The organism is Flavobacterium sp. LB2P53 (assembly GCF_003970305.1).
GTDB lineage: Bacteria > Bacteroidota > Bacteroidia > Flavobacteriales > Flavobacteriaceae > Flavobacterium.
In genome coordinates, this window is sequence record NZ_RYDG01000009.1 from 103,325 (window position 1) to 122,338 (window position 19,014).

The following is a 19,014-nucleotide window of genomic DNA, read 5'->3' on the forward strand; positions in this document are numbered from 1 at the left end:
TTAATCGGGATTTTTATTAGAAATACTTCGTTTTTCTACTTCAAATTCAACCATTCGTTGAATTGCTTGTTTAATATCGTATTTAAATTCCCAACCTATTTCTTTTAATTTAGATAGCTTAGCTACAGAATCTTGAATTTCTCCTTCTCTTGTTCCTATAGCTCCAAATTTCAATTCGGATTTTGAATGAATAATTTCAGATAATGTTTGGACGAAATACCTAACCTTTATCGACTCTCCTCTTCCTACTTCAAATTCAGTAAAATTTTCGAGATGTTCATTGCTCTCTAGTACCTTTAAATAAGCATTTACAACATCATCTATATAAATAAAATCTCTTTTTTGTAATCCATCTGTCAATAAAACCTCCTGCTTATTTTGGATCAACTGAATTAAAATACTGGTTACAAATTTGTTATCAGAATCATTTTCACCAAAAATATGTTCCAAACGCATATTCACAATTTTTAGATTTCTTTTAGGATCAGATAAATAATCTAAAAAATATTTCTTTGAAATAGTATATTCATTTAAATAGGATGATTCTTTATACACTGGTTTCCCAAAAAAAGTATCTGTATTAATAAATAATTTCAAATCCTTTTTAATTCCCTCTTCAATTAATTTAATAGGAAAAATTAAATTAGTTTCTAATATTGAAGATAATGAACAACCTCTACCATATTCAGTCGCTGTATGAATGATCGTATCTATTAAATTATTTAAAAACAAATCCCCTAAATTTTTATGATTTTCATTTAAGTAGAATAACTGGATTTTTTGTCTTAAATTTTCAATTCGATATAAATCAGAACTATTACGAACTAAAACAATGACATTATAATTTAAATTTAACAAGCTTTTTAAGATATGACTTCCTAAAAACCCTGTTCCACCAGTCAATAAAATATTTTTAATCATTTAAAAAATCATTTATTTGTTGACTAGTATATTTAGAAATATTCTCTTTATCCTTCGCAAATTTACTATACCAATCCATTGTCATGCCTACTGCTTGCTGTGCATTTTTTTTAGGTTGCCATTTCAATTCTGAAATCGTTTTACTAATATCTAATTTCAGCAAACCAGCTTCATGAGGTTGTCCTACTTCCATCTCAACTATATACGCTCCTTTCCCCCAGCTTGAAGTAGCTAGTTTTAACATTTCCTCTACCGAAAGTGCATCTGAAATATTTGGACCGAAATTATACGCTTGACTAAATTTTACTCCCTCAGCTGCTAAATTTGCACCCAATAATAAATACCCTACAACCGGTTCTAAAACATGTTGCCAAGGCCTTACTGAATTGGGGTTTCGTATCACAACCGGTTTTTCTGTTGCAAAAGCTTTGGCAATATCTGGAATTAGACGATCCATAGACCAATCTCCACCTCCAATTACATTTCCAGCTCTTGCTACCGCAATTGCTTTTTGATGAATCTCGTAAGTCTTTATATTAAAAAATGAATTTCTATAGGAATCAATCACCAATTCGGCACAGGCTTTACTAGCACTATACGGATCATAACCTCCTAATCTATCATTTTCTCTGTAAGGATAAATCCATTCCTTATTGTGATAGACTTTATCTGTAGTTATTAAAACTACTACACACCGTTTTTCTAATAAACGAACCCCATCTAACACATTCGCAGTACCAATCACATTAACTTCAAAAGTTTCTGCAGGAATTTCATAAGACAAACGCACCAAAGGTTGTGCGGCCAAATGAAAAACAAAATCTGGTTGAAAGTTCACAATCTCTTCTTCCAAACGTTTTTTATCTCTTAAATCGGCAATAACGGAAGTACAAATAGTATCACCTTCAATTAAATGAAACAAATCATCTTTGGTTTGTGGCGCTAAGGCATAACCTTTTACATCAGCTCCTAAAAGAGATAAAGTCTTCAACATCCACGCGCCTTTAAAACCGGTATGACCCGTTAAAAAAACTTTTTTACCTTTATATATTTCTTGTAATTTTTCAAACATCATATTACCAAGTTTTCCAAGGTGCCGTATTAGACTCCCAGCTTTCCTCTAATTCTACCTTATCCCTAAGAGTGTCCATGGGTTTCCAGTAGCCTTCATGTAAATGTGCTCCCATTTGTCCATCGCCAGCCAAACGTTCCATTGGTGCTTTTTCAAAAACGGTACTATCCCCTTCTATGTAATCAAAAACTTCCGGCTGGCAAACAAAAAAGCCGCCATTAATCCAAGCTCCATCTCCTTTCGGCTTTTCTAGAAAAGAATCTACTTGATTTTCAGATCCCAAATTTAAAGCCCCAAAACGTCCGGAAGGTTGAACTGAAGTTACAGTACAAAGCTTTCCGTTTTTTTGATGTGTCGTTACTAAATCTTTAATATTTACATTCGAAACACCATCTCCATAAGTAAGTAAAAAAGGTTCGTTGCCTATGTGTTTTTGAATACGTTTGATACGTCCTCCTGTCATAGAATTTATTCCTGTATCTACCAAAGTAATGGTCCAAGGTTCCGCTTCCGATTCATGCACTTTAACCGAGTTGTTTTTTAAATCAATAGTTACATCCGATTTGTGCATGAAATAATTAGCAAAATATTCTTTAATCACGTAGCCTTTATACCCCAAACAGATCACAAAATCATTGTAACCATACGAAGAATAAATTTTCATAATATGCCAAAGTATAGGCATTCCTCCTATTTCTACCATCGGTTTTGGTCTCAAAACCGTTTCTTCTGATAGCCTTGTTCCTAAACCACCAGCTAGTATAACTACCTTCATTTTTATTTTTTTATAATTTTTAAATTTCTACACATACATCATCCGTCAATGGATGACTGCAACACAATAAGTAATCTTCTTTTTTTAAATCTTTCCGCTCTTTTGTCAATCCAATCATGCGCATATTACCTTCTTTTAATTTCCCTTTGCAGGTATTGCAACTCCCGGTTTGACAGGAATAAGGCAATTCAATTCCAGCATCTAAAGCCGATTCTAAAATACTTTTCCCTTTCAGTACTTCCACTAAAGTATCGTTTCCTTGAAAACGAATATTAACGTGCTGCGTAAGTATATCCTCAAAATCTTTTGGATTTTTGACCAATTCGAAATCTTCTGAAAAAATAGTTGCCTTAGGACATTCTAAAACAGCCAACGCTTCTTTAATCGTGTTTTTTAAATCAACTGGACCGCATATATAATGCGCTGTTTTTTCAATAACTACATCTTTAAGTAAATGAAGTATGAACTCTTGGTTAATTCGACCACATTTTACAAAATGATTTTTTTTATCATGAGTGTATTGAGTATGAAAATGCCACACCTTAAGCTGACTTTCATACTGCACAAGTAATTGATTAATTGTATCTAAAAATATAGTCGATTCAAAATTCTTATTCCCATAGATGAGATTCACTTGAACCAATGGATTTGAAATTAAAACTTCCTTTAGTATCGATAACAAAGGTGTGATACCGCTGCCGACACCCCAAAAATAAATTCGGTTAATCGTTTCGTTAGTAACATGAACAAAATCTCCCATTGGCTCCATCACCTCGACCATATCTCCTACCTGAATAGTATCATGGATGTGATTGGAAAAAATCCCATCCGGAATCCGTTTTATGGTCGTCTCTAATAATGAATCTACCAAAGGAGATGAAGAAAAAGAATAAGGTCTTGTATATTTTCTTCCATTAATTTGTAAAGATAAAGTAAGATATTGCCCAGCTTGATATTTAATTTTACGCAAGCCCGGCTGTTTGAAACAAAGTGTTATCGTGTCTTTTGTTTCTTTTCTAATCTCTTGAATTTTTAACGTATAATTTTTCATTGCCATAAAACAAATAGGACTTGTTATATCATCTTTAATATCCTCCTCACAATCAAACCCAATACCACTAAAAAACCCGCCAGAAACCCACCTAATACCAAACCTTTTACTTTCCCAAATTTTTCTTTCTTCAAAGGCAAAATAGGTCGATCAATGACTTGGATTAATGGCGTTTCCTTCCGTAAAGTCACTTTCGCCAATTCACTTTGTTTGACTAATTCCGTTAGTATAGCGGTATTAGCCTGTACATCCACCTGTCTTCTAGCAGAAGGAGCGCGCCGTACATTCATAGCAGGATTCAATCCAAAAGTATTGTCATTGGCAACAGCCACACCCGTAATAGCTCCGTTAAGTTCGCCACGAATGGAATCCGTTTGTCGTTCCAGAACATCCATATTCATGCGGGCCTTTTTACTTTTGGTCGTGACATAAAAATCAGAAACTTCTTTGACAAGGGCTTCCGTAAAATACTTGGAGAACAATTCATTAGTAGAAGAGACATCTATGTTAATAATAGCAATCTTTTTATCTTTTTGTCCTACGGATAATCCCGTTTTAGACAAATCTTGATATACCACACCCAAGATACTGTCATGTACTCGGGTAAAATGGGTACGCTTGGTATCGGGTAAAAACTGGATGGTTGCAAATTTTGGTTTGTCATTCCACTTTTCCCTCCAGCCCTGATTTTGTATGTACATCTCCGCCAAAGAAATGGTTTTTCCATCCACTACAACGGGACTCAACAAAGTTTGCTCCACCATAGCGCGGGACTTGAACAACTCGGTCAAATTAGATCCGGTAAAAATACTTCCTCCTCCGCCGCCAAGATCTATACCAAATGAACTCGCCAAACCTAAGGCTCCTCCCAAGCCACCACCTGTCTTCTCATCTTCTAGTGCGAAGGATAGTGTTGCGGTATATACCGGTTTTTTTATAAAAGAATAGGCCAAGCCTAAAGCTGCCCCTATAACTCCTGCTAAAACAATAATTTTCCATTGCCCAAGCAAATAGGAAAACCATTCGCTTCCTTTTTCAATAAGTTCTTTTAACGATATTTCATCGTTTGGTATTTGTTCGTTCATTTTTCGGTTTTCTGTTATCCGTTGTCTGTTAATCAGCCTGCCCCGAGTTTTTATCGAGGGGTCACTTCGAGTGATTTTATAAAATAGCGACAGCAGTTGCATAAAATTGTATCGAGAAGTAGATTATTGATTTTTCATTTCCTTTGGATCTGGTTCAAAAATATAAAGTGCTGAATTTTCGATTCCCTTTAGGACTAGAGCAAAAACTAAAGATACCTACTTAAAAGCGGTCAAAATAAGTAACGCTAAACTTGACATTACACTTCCTATTCCTACCCATTCCCCGGCACTCATTTTTTTAACTTCCGGTTTTTCTGGCACTATAATTTGAGAACCTGCAGTCACTTTAGGATACGTTTTTATGAATAAGAAAGAACTTACTACATCTGCTTTACCATTTGGATAAATAATATAGGCTTTTTTCTTCCAGCCCTTGGCATCGATACCACCAACAGCATCTAAGTAATAATTAAATCCTTTTCCTTTTGTATAAGGAATCTCCGAAGTTAACAATACATTACCTGCCACTTTAACCCCTTCATTGTAAGTAGCCACTTCAATCTCATCTCCGGGAAACAAAGTTACATTGGTGTTGCTTTTTGGATTTTCAACAATGGCTTTCCAATCCACTGGTATGGTGGCAAATTTTAAATCTTCTTTTAGTTTTTTAGTGAGCTTGTTTTGGATACTGTCTTTTTTACCCAAATTCATATTTACATTTTCCAATGCTTCTATTTGTTCGGCTTGAATGGGTCTCTTGATCTTAACGCCCTCTATATTGGCAACTGATGTCAAGCCACCTGCTCGTGCAACAATATCATAGACTTTGTCTTTTTTAGTTGCCAAAACATATTTCCCGGAATAATGGACCGCTCCGCTAATAGTGACCATTTTTGGTTTATCATACACCGCCATTTTACGGATATTCACCACATCAAAAGGCTTCAAATCAAAGTTCTTTAACTGTTCATTGTTATCAGCCGTAATTTCGATATTAAATAGTTCCGCTTTATTCGGATTGGCATCGTCTATTTCTTCCGATTGAATCATTCTTGCTACCTCAACTCTCTTAGAAGCCGATCCTGTTAATCCACCAGCTTGAACCAATAGATCATTTAAGGTTAAGTTTTCATGATACTGATAAACACCTGGTTTTTTAATCTCACCATCAATGGTTATTTTAAAGTCTTCAACAAAATCTAAAATTGAATACACCGTTACGATGTCTTCTTTAAATAATGCAACATCCGCTTCTAGATCCCCTGCTAAGGCTTTGGCTAAATTTACATTGACTATTTCCGTGGTCAAATCCGATTGTAGTCGAATGATTCTCGCTCTGTTGCTATACGCATCTTCTTTTAGACCTTCCGCCTTTGCAATCAAATCGGAAACACGCATTCCTTCATAAAAAGAATAGGTATCCGGTCTAAAAACAGCACCGTCAATTTTGATACGGTTTTCAAAACGATTCAGAATTTTAGTCACTCTAAACACATCCCCGGACAACGGTTTATAAGTATTAAATTCTGCGAATTTTACATCTCGAACTTTAAATTCTTTAGCTGTTTTTTGCAATACATTCACCGAAGCAGTATACGCCAATTCATTGAATCCTGACGCAAAAGACAGTAAATCTGCAAATGTCTCCCCTTTTTTCATTTCAAAAATACCAGGACGTTTTACCTGTCCCTCGACGGTGACCCTTTGATTGTAGGCCGGAATTCGAATGACATCATTATCCTTTAATCCCACATTATCCGATTGATTTCCATTGACAAGGAAGCGGTAAATATCAATGTTTTTGTATACTTTATTATCCCTTAACAATTCAATATTTCTGTAACTGCCGTTTTTTCCCGGGCCACCTCCTAAAAATAACGCATTATAAACGGTTGCCAAAGAAGATATCGAATAATTACCCGGTTGCTTACTGCCAATTATAGTAACTCTAATCGTTCTGATGCGACTTAAAGTCACTGCGACTTGAGATTGTCCTGATCCCACTGTGCTATACACTCTTGCGATTGCACCTTTTATTTTTTGGGTAGCAGCCTCAATCGTCATTCCGGAAACGGAAATCTGACCTACATATTGAATGGTTATTTTACCCTCTGTAGATACCGGAATACTAGCATTAAATTCTTGTACTCCATACACACTAACCTGCACTTCATCACCGGGTCCCAACACGTAATTTACAGGCGTAGCCAATTTTAAATTAGGTTCAAAATTTAAGGTAGGATTATCGAAAAGCTCCGAACCAAAAATTAAAGCATTTAGGGTATCTTTTACTTTCGTATTGACGATTTTTTCTTGTTTTCTATCTTCCGTATCACTGGAATTACTAGTGTTTGAAACGCCTGTTTGCAAGGACAGACCAGCAATTCGAGTTCTTAATTTAGCAAACTCCGAAGCGGGCATTCCTTTGGCTAGAGCCATAGGTTCTGCTTGTTCAATCGTCATATTGTTTGTTTGCAGCTGAGTTTTTATTTTTGCGATGTCGCTATCGATCAAATTATCCACTTTTAAAGTACTCAAATCAGTACTTTTTAACAAGTCCTGTGCAAGTACGTGGGAAGATTGGAAAAAAGCAAACAACAATAAAAGAGCAACAATTATTTTTCTCATAAGTAATGTGTAAAAATGTGTATTTTTTTAATTCGAAATATTTTAAGTACTATTTTTTTAAATAAGTAATAACTAAAATTTAATGTCGTGTTTTACTAAAATTCTATATTTCTTTGCCATAAATTTCAAAGATCGGCACAGATTAATTCGCCACGCAGCTTTAAAAATCGTTTTAATTCATCCAATCTGTGGCAGAAAACTCTTTTTAATAATTGCGACAATATATTTTTCGTGCTACTTATACTATTTTTTAAATAACAAGAAACCCGTTGGGCGTAATGAATAAATTCCCATTAATCTTAAAGAAAAAATTGATGCACAGCACGTAATTTTAAAATAGAAGTAATAACCATGGTATAATGTCGTATTTTAAAATCAAGATAAAATTATGTAACAATATAATTTAAAGCTGTTTTACTTAAAGTTAATTCTTTTGACTTTACGACTTTTAAACTTTCGACTTACTTATGTTTCTATGTGGTCAAAAAATTAAACAAATTGAATTACACCCAAGGGGTTAACTAGAATAAAACAAACAACTCTTTATCGTTTTTATTGTAGGAAGTTCTATTTTCTCTATCTTAATTTTATTCTGTACCACAAATCTGTGTCAAAAGTTTTAATTATTAGTTTATTAAATCCTAAAATTATCTCGATTTGTATTTTTTTAATCCAATAAATCGGAATTCTCTCTCCAATTGACTATAAAATTCTTAACATCCTGAGACCTTTCTTTTTGCAAAATCAAATTAGTGGTATCCGTTGTTAAGGGAGCTTTTTCCGATTTTTTTTGAAAGCGGTACGATTAAGCAAACGCGTAATTTAGTAAATTCTGAAGCGGGCATTCCTGTCGATAAAGCTAGAGGTTCGGCCTGATGAATAGTCATATTGTTGCTTTGCAACTAAGCTCTGCTCTTTTCGAGAGCAGCATCTGATAAATTGTCTACTGGCGGAGTACTCCAATCGGCAGTTTTTAATATATCCTGAGCGCTTATCTGGACAGAATGAAAGAGGATTAAAAGGACACTACGGCAGTACCTATTATTTCCATAATTGTTTTTCAAGTATTTTAAATTCTAAAGGAGAACACTATTACCTAATAACGAAACGAACCGCTACACCCAATTCTTTATTTTTATAAAAGCTTCGCTGCTCAAAATCCCATTTTACAGTTATTTTGTGCGGCTTGCGCAAAAGTAGCAATTTTTATAGCATTAGAAATAAAAAGGTTTACAATTAATCTTTTCTTAACCGATTAAATCTTTTCCTTTAAATGGTTAATTGGTTAATCGTTTAACTGGTTAATCGTTTACTATTTCGTTAACCGATTAAACCTTTTTCTCATCGATTAAACGATTAACCTTTTCTTAACCGATTAAACCTTTCCTAACCGATTAAACTTTTCTCATCGATTAACCGATTAAACCTTTCCTAACCGATTAAACTTTTCTCATCGATTAACCGATTAACCCTTTCCTAACCGATTAAACCTTTTTCTCATCGATTAAACCTTTCCTAACCGATTAAACTTTTCTCATCGATTAAACCTTTTTCCTTTAACGTTTATTTATATCCCAGTTTTTTCGATTTTCCCATTTCTTTTGCTCTATTTTTTCTTCAATAAATTGATCCATTACAGTATAAATTTCCATCAATTGTACATCGTGTTCTCCAAGGCGTTGTTCCAAATCATTTTTCAATTCCATGATTTGTTCAGAAAGATGACTTTGCAAACTAATTGTTTTTCTGATTTCTACAAAGGCACGCATAATGGCGATATTAGTTTCAACTGCTTTTTTAGATTTTAAAACCGTACTAAGCATTGCAACTCCTTGTTCACTGAAAGCAAATGGGGTTTGAGGGCTAAACTTTATTGATTCTGGTAGGTTATCACAATTTGTGATAAGCTCCTGCCATTCTATTTTATTGAGTTGAAACATAAAATCATCAGGAAATCGATAATCGTTTCTACGCACTGATTGTTTTAAACTTCTTGTTTCCACTTCATATAGTGATGCTAAATCAAAGTCAAGCATAACTTTTACTCCACGAAGTTCATAAATTTTTGATTGAAATAAACTTAAATCCATATCTAGTTCTTTTCATTGGTTAATTGGTTAATCGTTTAACTGGTTAATCGTTTACTATTTCGTTAACCGATTAAACGATTAACCCTTTCCTAACCGATTAAACTTTTCTCATCGATTAAACGATTAATCTTTTCTTAACCGATTAAACTTTTCTTAAAACGATTAACCCTTTCCTACTACTAGTATAATTTTCCAAGCAATGTTGCAGGGTCAATATTCAATTTTGAGAAAGCAAACCATTTTTTGCCTAAGTCTTTAAGTGATGCTCCTATATGATATACTTCCGTTTCATCGATTATCAAAAAACGATCATGTGATTTAGCGAATTCCTTAATTTCGATAAGTTCGTATTGGGTATTGAACCGCTCTAAATCGAGTTTTAACTGTTTAGTAATGTCTTTTGTGTAAATAATAACGCCAACTCCTTTTTCTCTCTTTGACAACTGTATTAAAACAGTTTCGTCTACGAAATTATCAATAAGAAGGATCGATTTTTTTGCAGATTTTATCAGTCTGGAAACAAAGGAATGTGCATCGAAAATTTGTCCATCATAGAAAATCCCTTGATTTAGGGGAAGAGAGGTATTTAACAAAATTTCAATTTTCTGGTCATGCTCGAAAATCTTTTTCTCGATATTTTCAATTCTATTCTGAATCGCATAGCCTTTTAACAAATAGGATTTCAAAGTATTAGTTGCCCATATCCTGAATTGTGTCCCCGTTTTTGACTTCACTCTATAACCGACGGAAATAATCACATCGAGATTGTATAGCTTTGTTTTGTATTTTTTGCCATCAGAAGCAGTTAGTAAGAAATCCTTACTAACTGAACCTGCTTCTAACTCTTGCTCTTTAAATAGGTTTCCAATGTGCAACGTGATGTTGTTTCGAGTCGTTTGAAATAAGGCTGACATTTGCAACTGCGTTAACCATACGGTCTCATCTTCAATTCGAACCTCAATATGGCTTGATAGAATTTCAGACTGATAGATAACTATTTCGTTGTTCATTATTTTCTGCTTGCTTGGTTGTTGTTTTTAAATGGTTAATCGTTTAACTGCTTAATCGTTTACCGATTAAACCTTTCTTAAACGATTAAACCTTTCCTAACCGATTACACTTTTCTTAACCGATTAAACCTTTTTTCTTTAAATGGTTAATCCATAAGGCAAACTACCTGGATTCCAAATTTAAAGCCGGTCTTTTAAAAGCATGACCTGAACAAATTGTAGTGAGATGTACTGATTTATAAAAATGTCAATCCTATTCGTTTGTTTAATCCTAATTCAAAAAGTCGAATCAGTGTTGAAATTTGAATATTTCCTTTTCCATTTTCAATTTTAGAAATATAACTTTTTTTAGTCCCTGTCTTTTCGGCAAGCTGTTCCTGTGTCATTTTTGCTTCTTTTCTTGCTTGCTTCAGCATTTCGCTGATAATAAACATTTGAGTGTGTTCCTCATATTTATTTCTGCTTTCTGTTCCAATTTTTCCGTGTTCAACTTCAATAAGTTGATCAAAATTAGTTATGTGGCTATATTTGTCCATGTCTAATTTGTTTTAGTTGAAAAATATTTTTTTCTCAATCGTATTGCTTTTTCTAATTCGCTATTGGGAGTTTTCTGAGTTTTCTTTTGAAAGGCATTGAATAACACAACTACGTTTCCTTTGTCGAAACAACAAAATATTCTGTAAATATTGGATTGATATTCAACTCTTATTTCATAAACTCCATCGCTTCCGGACAAATGTTTTAAAAATTTTTCAGGAACTCTGTCAACTTGCATTACCAGTTCAAGAATATTTTTAATCTTAGCTTTTACTTTATCTTCTTGAATTTTATAAAAGTCAAGAAAGTGATTCTCGTAAAAGATTATCTGTCTACTCATCTTGCAAAGTTAATTTAAAAGATAACTTATTTCAACTTATTTAACGTCTATTTTTCTTTCTACACAAATTTTTATCACACTATAGTTACCCTAAAAGGCTGTTTTTTTTTTAGCAGGAACGACTGATAGTTTAATTGGTTAATAGTTTACTATTTCGTTAACCGATTAAACTTTTTCCTCATCGATTAACCGATTAAACCTTTCTTAAACGATTAAACTTTTCTCATCGATTAAACGATTAATCTTTTCTTAACCGATTAAACCTTTCTTAAACGATTAACCCTTTCCTACTACTCGTATAATTTTCCAAGCAATGTTGCAGGGTCAATATTCAATTTTGAGAAAGCAAACCATTTTTTGCCTAAGTCTTTAAGTGATGCTCCTATATGATACACTTCCGTTTCATCGATTATCAAAAAACGATCATGTGATTTGGAAAATTGCTTAATTTCGACAAGTTCGTATTGGGAATTGAACCGCTCTAAATCGAGTTTTAACTGTTTAGTAATGTCTTTTGTGTAAATAATAACGCCAACTCCTTTTTCTCTCTTTGACAACTGTATTAAAACAGTTTCGTCTACGAAATTATCAATAAGAAGGATCGATTTTTTTGCAGATTTTATCAGTCTGGAAACAAAGGAATGTGCATCGAAAATTTGTCCATCATAGAAAATCCCTTGATTAGGAGACAAATTTGTTTTTAAAATCAAATCAAATTCATTGTTTTTATTTTCCAAAGAACCTACTTTTTTTTCTAAAACATCCATTCGATGATGAATAGCATAGCCTTTGAGCAGATAGTTTTTCAGAATTTTATTTGCCCAAATACGAAACTGAACCCCTCTATTTGATTTCACTCTATAACCTAAAGACATAATCATGTCCAAATTATAAAACTCTACTTGATACGTTTTACCATCACTAGCAGTTGTCGCAAATTTTGCGACAACTTGAATTCCTTCAAGTTCTTCTTTGAGTGCATTAGAAATATGCTTGCCTATAGTTTTAATATCACGATCAAACAAATTAGCGAGTTGAATTCGATTTAACCACACCGTATCATCTTCAATACGAACCTCAATTTGGCTTGTCAGAATTTCAGATTGATAAATGATGATTTCGTTGTTCATTATTTTCTGCTTGCTTGGTTTTTTTTTAAATGGTTAATGGGTTAATCGTTTAACTGGTTAATCGTTTACTATTTCGTTAACCGATTAACCTTTTTTTTAACCGATTAACCTTTTTTCTCTCTTTGACAACTGTATTAAAACAGTTTCGTCAACGAAATTATCAATAAGAAGGATTGATTTTTTTGCAGATTTTATCAGTCTGGAAACAAAGGAATGTGCATCGAAAATTTGTCCATCATAGAAAATCCCTTGATTTAGGGGAAGAGAGGTATTTAACAAAATTTCAATTTTCTGGTCATGCTCAAAAATCTTTTTCTCGATATTTTCAATTCTATTCTGAATCGCATAGCCTTTCAACAAATAGGATTTCAAAGTATTAGTTGCCCATATCCTGAATTGTGTCCCCGTTTTTGACTTCACTCTATAACCGACGGAAATAATCACATCGAGATTGTATAGCTTAACTCTTCGCTTTATGTTCCTAGAACCTTCTTGTTGAACTGTCAAGTATTCCTTGACAGTTGAAAATTCGTCTAGTTCCCCTTCTTTGAAAACATTATTAATATGGAGACTAATATTTTGTTTTGTTGATTGAAATAAATCTACCATTTGTAATTGAGTTAGCCACACAGTCTCATCTTCTATGCGAACCTCAATATGGCTTGACAGCATTTCTGCCTGATAGATAACTATTTCGTTGTGCATTATTTTCTGCTTGCTTGGTTTTTTAAATGGTTAATCGTTTAACTGCTTAATCGTTTACTATTTCGTTAACCGATTATACTTTTTTCTTTAAATGGTTAATGGGTTAAGTGTTTAACTGGTTAATTGTTTACTATTTCGTTAATCGATTAAACCTTTCTTAATCGATTAAACTTTTTTCTCATAGATTAAACGATTAACCTTTTCTTAACCGATTAACCCTTTCCTAACCGATTAAGCGATTAACCCTTTCCTAACCGATTAAACTTTTCTTAACCGATTAAACTTTTCCCTACATCTTAACTTGCTTAAATGCATTTACATTCTCCAAAAACCAATTGTAGGTTCTCTGGATTCCTTCTTCCAGCTGCACCTGATGTTTCCATCCTAGTGCGTGCATTTTGGAGATGTCCATTAGTTTTCTGGGGTACCGTCCAGTTTGCTGGTTCCAAGGGACCTGTGAGCAAGTATTCCTCTTTCAAGGGCTGTGGTGCCAATTTAGGATAGATGCACGAACTTCCCACCATTCCATTGTGTCCTGCGATATATATTTTTGAGGCGGTGTCCATTACTGTAATAATTCCGGTTTTTCCTGTTCCAATGCATTGTATACATTCTTAACATCTTGAGAACTATTTTTTTGAAGAATCAAATTAGCAGTATCCGTATAGACGAAAATAGTGTTTTTCATTCCCACAAACGCCGTATAATTTGTATTGCCAATCACCATATTTCCATTGGGATCAACAGGATGCCCCGTTGCCACTAAATAGTCGTACACCGATTCAAAAGAACCCAAGTCCGACCATGAAAATTCAGACACGACCACTTTTATCTTTTTACTGCGCTCCATTACCGCATAATCAATACTGATGGATGGTATATCCATGGATAAAGCCAAATCTAGATTTCCATTACTGTTGTTGTCCCATGCAATTTTAGATTTTTCATAGACTTCCGGATTATAGGTCTTTAATTCCTCCAGAAAAATGCCTGCTTTGAAACAAAACATCCCGCTGTTCCATAAAAAATTGCCTTTAGAGATAAATTCCCTCGCGGTAACTTGGTTTGGTTTTTCCCGGAAGGAAACTACATCCTCACCCTTGCGCTCAATATACCCGTATCCCGTTTCTGGTTTCGTCGGAATAATACCGAAAGTAACAATAAAACCGTTAGAAGCCTTTTCTACTGCTTCCTGAATCGCCTTATTATAGTGTTCCATATCGCCTATAATATGATCCGAGGGCGTCACGATTAAAATAGCCTCCGGATCAGAAGCTAGTGCAGCAAAAGCGATGGCTGCAGCCGTATTTCGCGGAGTAGATTCAACAATATCGATATATGGAGTATTGGATTTTTCTAGAACGTGCCGACTTAAATGACAGTTATCACTATTTCCTACAACCATAATCTGGTCCACCAAAGTACGATTGCGCTCCACGGTCATTGCAAATAACGATTTACCTTCAAATAAATCTAAATATTGTTTGGGTTGACTTTTGCGAGATAGCGGCCACAATCGGCTTCCCACTCCTCCGGTAAGGATTACATGTGTTACTGCAGGCTGTTTTTTCATAGTGTTTTTTGTGCAATTAGTGCTTATAAGTGATTTGACGCCTCGATTTGGGGTTTACAAAACAGCCTATTGGCGACTATTTTAATTATATTTTTATTTAGACAGGAATCAAATTAAATTCCCTTCTTTTCTTTCGCTTCTTTTTTAAAGTTTCGAGTTAATGACTTAAAAAACTTAGTATGAAGACTACTAAACGCAAACTTCTTTGCTGTAATGACTTGAATACTTTAGAGTACAGTGAGAGGATGAAATGTTTGAATTTTAGAACATAAACACGCCCCTAACCTCTATAGCTCCACTTTTCACCACTCAGCATTCACTAAAAAACACTACTTCTCTTTCATCAGTTCTTTCTCTGTGACTTCTTTTCGCAAGCTGCTACTTGAAAAGCGATGGTCTCGTATATTAAAAAAAAGCACGATCCCTTTTTCTTCACAGTAGTTTCGTCCCGTAAAATTCTTGTCTTTATATTCATCTCCTACGATGCGGACATCAATTTTGAACGCACGTAAAATATCCTCCAGATCTTGCTCTGTTGCATAAGGAACTATTTCATCTACATGCTTACAGCCTTTGAGTTGAATATAGCGTTCAACCACAGATTGGGTAGGCCTGTTTTTTTCAGGACGATCGATAGTAGGATCTGTTTGCAGTCCCGCAATTAAATAGTCACACTGTCCTTTTGCTTCCTCTAACATTTTGATATGTCCGGCATGCAACAAATCAAAAGCACTGAATGTTATCCCTATTTTCATGTTTTCTACTATTATGGTTTGAGTCCGAACGGTACTATTTACAATCTCCCATCGACTGCATCCCCTAAAACTCCTTTTACATCATACAACACACTAGTTTCTTTTTGTAACTGTGACAAATCTATCGCTAAAAAGGCAGCATGCGCCACTCCTAACACAATGGCATCAAATTTATTATTGGGCACTGTAGCGGTTGTTTCTAATTGGTATTCGTGTTGTACTTCTGATGGGTTTGCCAAGGGATCATAAATGGTGATGACAATGCCATAATCCGCTAACGCAGTGATTACATCCACAATTTTGGTATTGCGCACGTCGGGACAGTTTTCTTTAAAGGTGATGCCCAGCATTAAAAGTGCCGCACCATTTATAGAAATGCCCTTTTTGATCATCAATTTTACAATTTGAGACGCTACATATTCTCCCATACTGTCATTTAGGCGTCTTCCTGCTAATATAATTTCAGGATGATATCCAAATTCTTGTGCGCGTTGTGCCAAATAATAGGGATCTACCCCAATACAATGTCCGCCCACTAATCCGGGTTTGAAAGGCAGAAAATTCCATTTGGTGCTCGCTGCTTCCAAAACGGCATGCGTATCAATATTCATTAAATTAAATATCTTGGCCAATTCGTTTACAAACGCTATATTGATATCGCGCTGTGAGTTTTCAATTACTTTGGCGGCTTCGGCCACTTTTATACAAGGAGCCAGATGTGTTCCTGCCGTAATAACAGATTGGTATAATTCATTCACTTTTATTCCGATCTCCGGCGTGGAACCAGAAGTCACTTTCAGAATTTTCTCGACCGTATGTTCTTTGTCTCCGGGATTAATTCGTTCCGGGGAATAGCCGGCAAAAAAATCAACATTGAATTTTAATCCTGAAAATTTTTCTAATACAGGCACACATTCTTCCTCAGTTACACCAGGATAAACAGTGGATTCGTAGATAACGATATCTCCTTTTTTTAAAACCTTTCCCACCGTTTCAGAAGATTTGTACAAAGGCGTTAAGTCTGGACGATTATTTTTGTCTACCGGAGTTGGCACCGTGATGATGTAATAATTGCAATCCGCAATAGCAGTGCTTTCTGAAGATACTATTAATCCGTTTGTAGCTGACGATTTTTCGACTGCGCTCTGCCTCTCAACTGCGCTCGAGGAGACAAAACTTGAGACTAATACCTTGCGTAATACTTCATCCGAAATCTCCAGTGTAGTATCCGTGCCTGATTGTAAGGATGCTACCCGAGAGGCATTGATATCAAATCCCACAACAGCATATTGAGTTGCAAATAATCGAGCCAATGGAAGTCCGACATACCCTAATCCAATTACCGCTATTTTTATACTTGAATTCATTTTTTTTTAAACAATTACAATTGAATTGTACATTTTAACCTACCGCTTCGCGACTTCAACTCACATTAATGAGCTGAAAAAGTCATAGATAATAGAGGCAAATATAACTAGAATATGTTGCCGTTTTATTTTTTATTTCTCCTCTGAAACACAAGAAAACATAAAAAAAGACACAAATAACTAGCAATCAATACAAACCATTTGCGAAATCCATTTAAACCCAGATGAAAAATCACCTAAATCAGTGACTAAAAAAGACGCCCTACCAAACCGACTTTAACTATACCGTACCATACTATAAATGTATCGTCTTTTTGTTTTTTGATAAGAACGGATATTTCCTTTTGAACCAGTAAGGCATTACGGTTTGTTACCCTTAAAAACTTACTTTTATTCCCGTTGCGTGTAATTATACCAAACGTCAGTTCGAGTGCGAAGCGTATCGAGAACCGTTTTTAATTTAAAATTTTCTTGTTCTCGATACGATCCCGCCCAAAAGCGGAATCACTCGAACTGACGGAAAATTATCATCAAAAATTAATTATACCCAACAGCTTAACTTTCTTACTTTTCTTACTGGCTAAAAAATCAATCCTAAAATGAACCCTTTCATCAGGACCGTGTTCTTTACACTGTATCGATAAAACTTTTTTCGGTTCTGTTAAAAATCAAAACTCCCACTAAGAACACCAGTACCGTAATCAAAAAGGTATATCCCAATCCCAAAACAGATATGTGTCCAACATCCAGCAGCATATATCGTGTCGTTTCGATCACATACGCCAAGGGATTGTAGGTTATCAGCCAGCCGTAATCCGGCAATTTTTCTTTGATTAGTGCCATTGGGTACATCACGGCGGACAAATACATCAATAATTGCACTCCAAAACCAACCAAATTACTAAAATCTCGGTATTTAGTGACTAAGGAAGAGATAAACATTCCCAGTCCCAATCCTAAAACTCCCATCATAACGATCAGTAGTGGAAAAAACAAAGTCGCTGTATTCATCCCTATGGCAGCTCCTTGGGTATAATAATAGCCGTAAAAACAAATGAATATAAAAAATTGAATTCCAAACTTCAATAAGTTGGAAACAACAATAGACAGCGGTACAATAATGCGAGGGAAATATACTTTCCCAAAGATACCTGCATTACTGCCAAAGGTATTCGAGGTACCATTGAGACAGGCCGTGAAGTAATTCCAAACGGTAATCCCGGCCAAATTAAACAAAAAAGGCGGCACGGTTCCGGTATTGATACCCGCAACATTATTGAAAATAATAGTAAAAGTAATGGAGGTAAACAGCGGTTGTATAAGGTACCAAAGTGGCCCTAAAACCGTTTGCTTATAGACGGTCACCACATCCCTTTTTACAAAAAGCAGCAGCAAATCTCTATACTGCCATACTTCCTTCAGGTTAAGGGAGAAAAATTTATTTTTAGGTGTTATTTCAAACAGCCAAGTGGTGTTTTTTTGTTCGGAATCGTTCATTGGTTCATGCTAAAATGCTACTTTTTGTTGTTCTTTCCGTGCGAAAAAAGTTTTGTTTTCTACTGCTAAACTCAATTGAATTCTTACGAAGCAAATATAAATAATTTGCATTAAGTATTGTTTAAAAAACAACTTGTTCACATAATTCTTTTTTGCCGCGTCAGAATCGTGCGGAACAGTAGCGCCACTTAAATGGTTCTCCAGAAACACTTTCTTTGCTTGCGAATCCTGCAACACACCCACGCCATTCCATGCAGGAACGGCATTTATCAATCGGATTACGGTGGTGGCAATTTATTGACTGGAAACATTCGTGAACATCATGTGTAATTATACCAAACGTCAGTTCGAGTGCGAAGCGTATCGAGAACCGTTTTAAATTATACCAAACGTCAGTTCGAGTGCGAAGCGTATCGAGAACCGTTTTAAATTATACCAAACGTCAGTTCGAGTGCGAAGCGTATCGAGAACCGTTTTT

The 19,014-nt window shown here is 34.9% G+C and carries 17 protein-coding genes and 1 pseudogene; all 18 read right to left on the reverse strand.

Annotation, left to right across the window (positions count from 1 at the left end; translation table 11 throughout):
* The 18 genes and pseudogenes from EKL95_RS11940 to EKL95_RS12030 all read right to left on the reverse strand — a co-directional run bounded on the left by EKL95_RS11940 (position 1) and on the right by EKL95_RS12030 (position 18,809).
* Entirely contained in the window at positions 1–921 is a 921-nt protein-coding gene (locus EKL95_RS11940; RefSeq protein WP_126561801.1) for an NAD-dependent epimerase/dehydratase family protein, read from the reverse strand.
* Positions 914–1,996 (reverse strand): CDP-glucose 4,6-dehydratase, encoded by a 1,083-nt coding sequence (rfbG, locus tag EKL95_RS11945; protein ID WP_199736835.1) that lies wholly within the window; start codon positions 1,994–1,996, stop codon positions 914–916. Before rfbG ends, EKL95_RS11940 begins: the two co-directional genes overlap by 8 nt.
* Before the next feature lies 1 nt (position 1,997).
* Positions 1,998–2,768 (reverse strand): glucose-1-phosphate cytidylyltransferase, encoded by a 771-nt coding sequence (gene rfbF / locus EKL95_RS11950; RefSeq protein WP_126561800.1) that lies wholly within the window; start codon positions 2,766–2,768, stop codon positions 1,998–2,000.
* Positions 2,769–2,787: 19 nt separating this feature from the next.
* Positions 2,788–3,825 (reverse strand): flavin reductase family protein, encoded by a 1,038-nt coding sequence (locus EKL95_RS11955; protein ID WP_126561799.1) that lies wholly within the window; start codon positions 3,823–3,825, stop codon positions 2,788–2,790.
* A gap of 17 nt (positions 3,826–3,842) precedes the next feature.
* Positions 3,843–4,904, reverse strand: a complete 1,062-nt coding sequence (locus EKL95_RS11960) for a Wzz/FepE/Etk N-terminal domain-containing protein (protein ID WP_126561798.1) — start codon at positions 4,902–4,904, stop codon at positions 3,843–3,845.
* Between the two features lie 216 nt (positions 4,905–5,120).
* A complete protein-coding gene (locus tag EKL95_RS11965; protein ID WP_126564287.1) occupies positions 5,121–7,532 on the reverse strand; it encodes an SLBB domain-containing protein in 2,412 nt (803 codons plus the stop codon).
* 1,556 nt (positions 7,533–9,088) lie between these two features.
* Positions 9,089–9,622 (reverse strand): ORF6N domain-containing protein, encoded by a 534-nt coding sequence (locus EKL95_RS11970; protein ID WP_126564288.1) that lies wholly within the window; start codon positions 9,620–9,622, stop codon positions 9,089–9,091.
* A 179-nt stretch (positions 9,623–9,801) separates the two neighbouring features.
* Complete coding sequence (locus EKL95_RS11975) at positions 9,802–10,632, reverse strand: virulence RhuM family protein (RefSeq protein ID WP_126564289.1); 831 nt, start codon at positions 10,630–10,632, stop codon at positions 9,802–9,804.
* Positions 10,633–10,868: 236 nt separating this feature from the next.
* Positions 10,869–11,168, reverse strand: coding sequence for a helix-turn-helix domain-containing protein (locus EKL95_RS11980; protein ID WP_126461339.1), 300 nt, complete (start codon positions 11,166–11,168; stop codon positions 10,869–10,871).
* 2 nt (positions 11,169–11,170) lie between these two features.
* On the reverse strand, positions 11,171–11,509 hold the full coding sequence (locus EKL95_RS11985) for a type II toxin-antitoxin system RelE/ParE family toxin (RefSeq protein ID WP_126564290.1): 339 nt from the start codon (positions 11,507–11,509) through the stop codon (positions 11,171–11,173).
* Positions 11,510–11,799: 290 nt separating this feature from the next.
* Complete coding sequence (gene rhuM / locus EKL95_RS11990; RefSeq protein WP_126564291.1) at positions 11,800–12,639, reverse strand: RhuM family protein; 840 nt, start codon at positions 12,637–12,639, stop codon at positions 11,800–11,802.
* 96 nt (positions 12,640–12,735) lie between these two features.
* Entirely contained in the window at positions 12,736–13,344 is a 609-nt protein-coding gene (locus tag EKL95_RS11995) for a virulence RhuM family protein (RefSeq protein WP_126461350.1), read from the reverse strand.
* Between the two features lie 289 nt (positions 13,345–13,633).
* Positions 13,634–13,768 (reverse strand): annotated as a pseudogene (locus EKL95_RS15235) (GDP-L-fucose synthase); the annotation flags it as partial.
* A gap of 141 nt (positions 13,769–13,909) precedes the next feature.
* Positions 13,910–14,917 carry a mannose-1-phosphate guanylyltransferase gene (locus EKL95_RS12010; protein WP_126555354.1) on the reverse strand — a complete coding sequence of 336 codons (1,008 nt, stop codon included), beginning with the start codon at positions 14,915–14,917 and terminating at the stop codon, positions 13,910–13,912.
* A 329-nt stretch (positions 14,918–15,246) separates the two neighbouring features.
* Positions 15,247–15,672 (reverse strand): adenylyltransferase/cytidyltransferase family protein, encoded by a 426-nt coding sequence (locus EKL95_RS12015; RefSeq protein WP_126461356.1) that lies wholly within the window; start codon positions 15,670–15,672, stop codon positions 15,247–15,249.
* 38 nt (positions 15,673–15,710) lie between these two features.
* On the reverse strand, positions 15,711–17,039 hold the full coding sequence (locus EKL95_RS12020; RefSeq protein ID WP_199736836.1) for a nucleotide sugar dehydrogenase: 1,329 nt from the start codon (positions 17,037–17,039) through the stop codon (positions 15,711–15,713).
* A gap of 627 nt (positions 17,040–17,666) precedes the next feature.
* Positions 17,667–18,536, reverse strand: a complete 870-nt coding sequence (locus tag EKL95_RS12025; RefSeq protein WP_126564292.1) for an ABC transporter permease — start codon at positions 18,534–18,536, stop codon at positions 17,667–17,669.
* 9 nt (positions 18,537–18,545) lie between these two features.
* Positions 18,546–18,809, reverse strand: a complete 264-nt coding sequence (locus EKL95_RS12030) for a hypothetical protein (protein ID WP_126564293.1) — start codon at positions 18,807–18,809, stop codon at positions 18,546–18,548.
* Positions 18,810–19,014 lie beyond the last annotated feature (205 nt).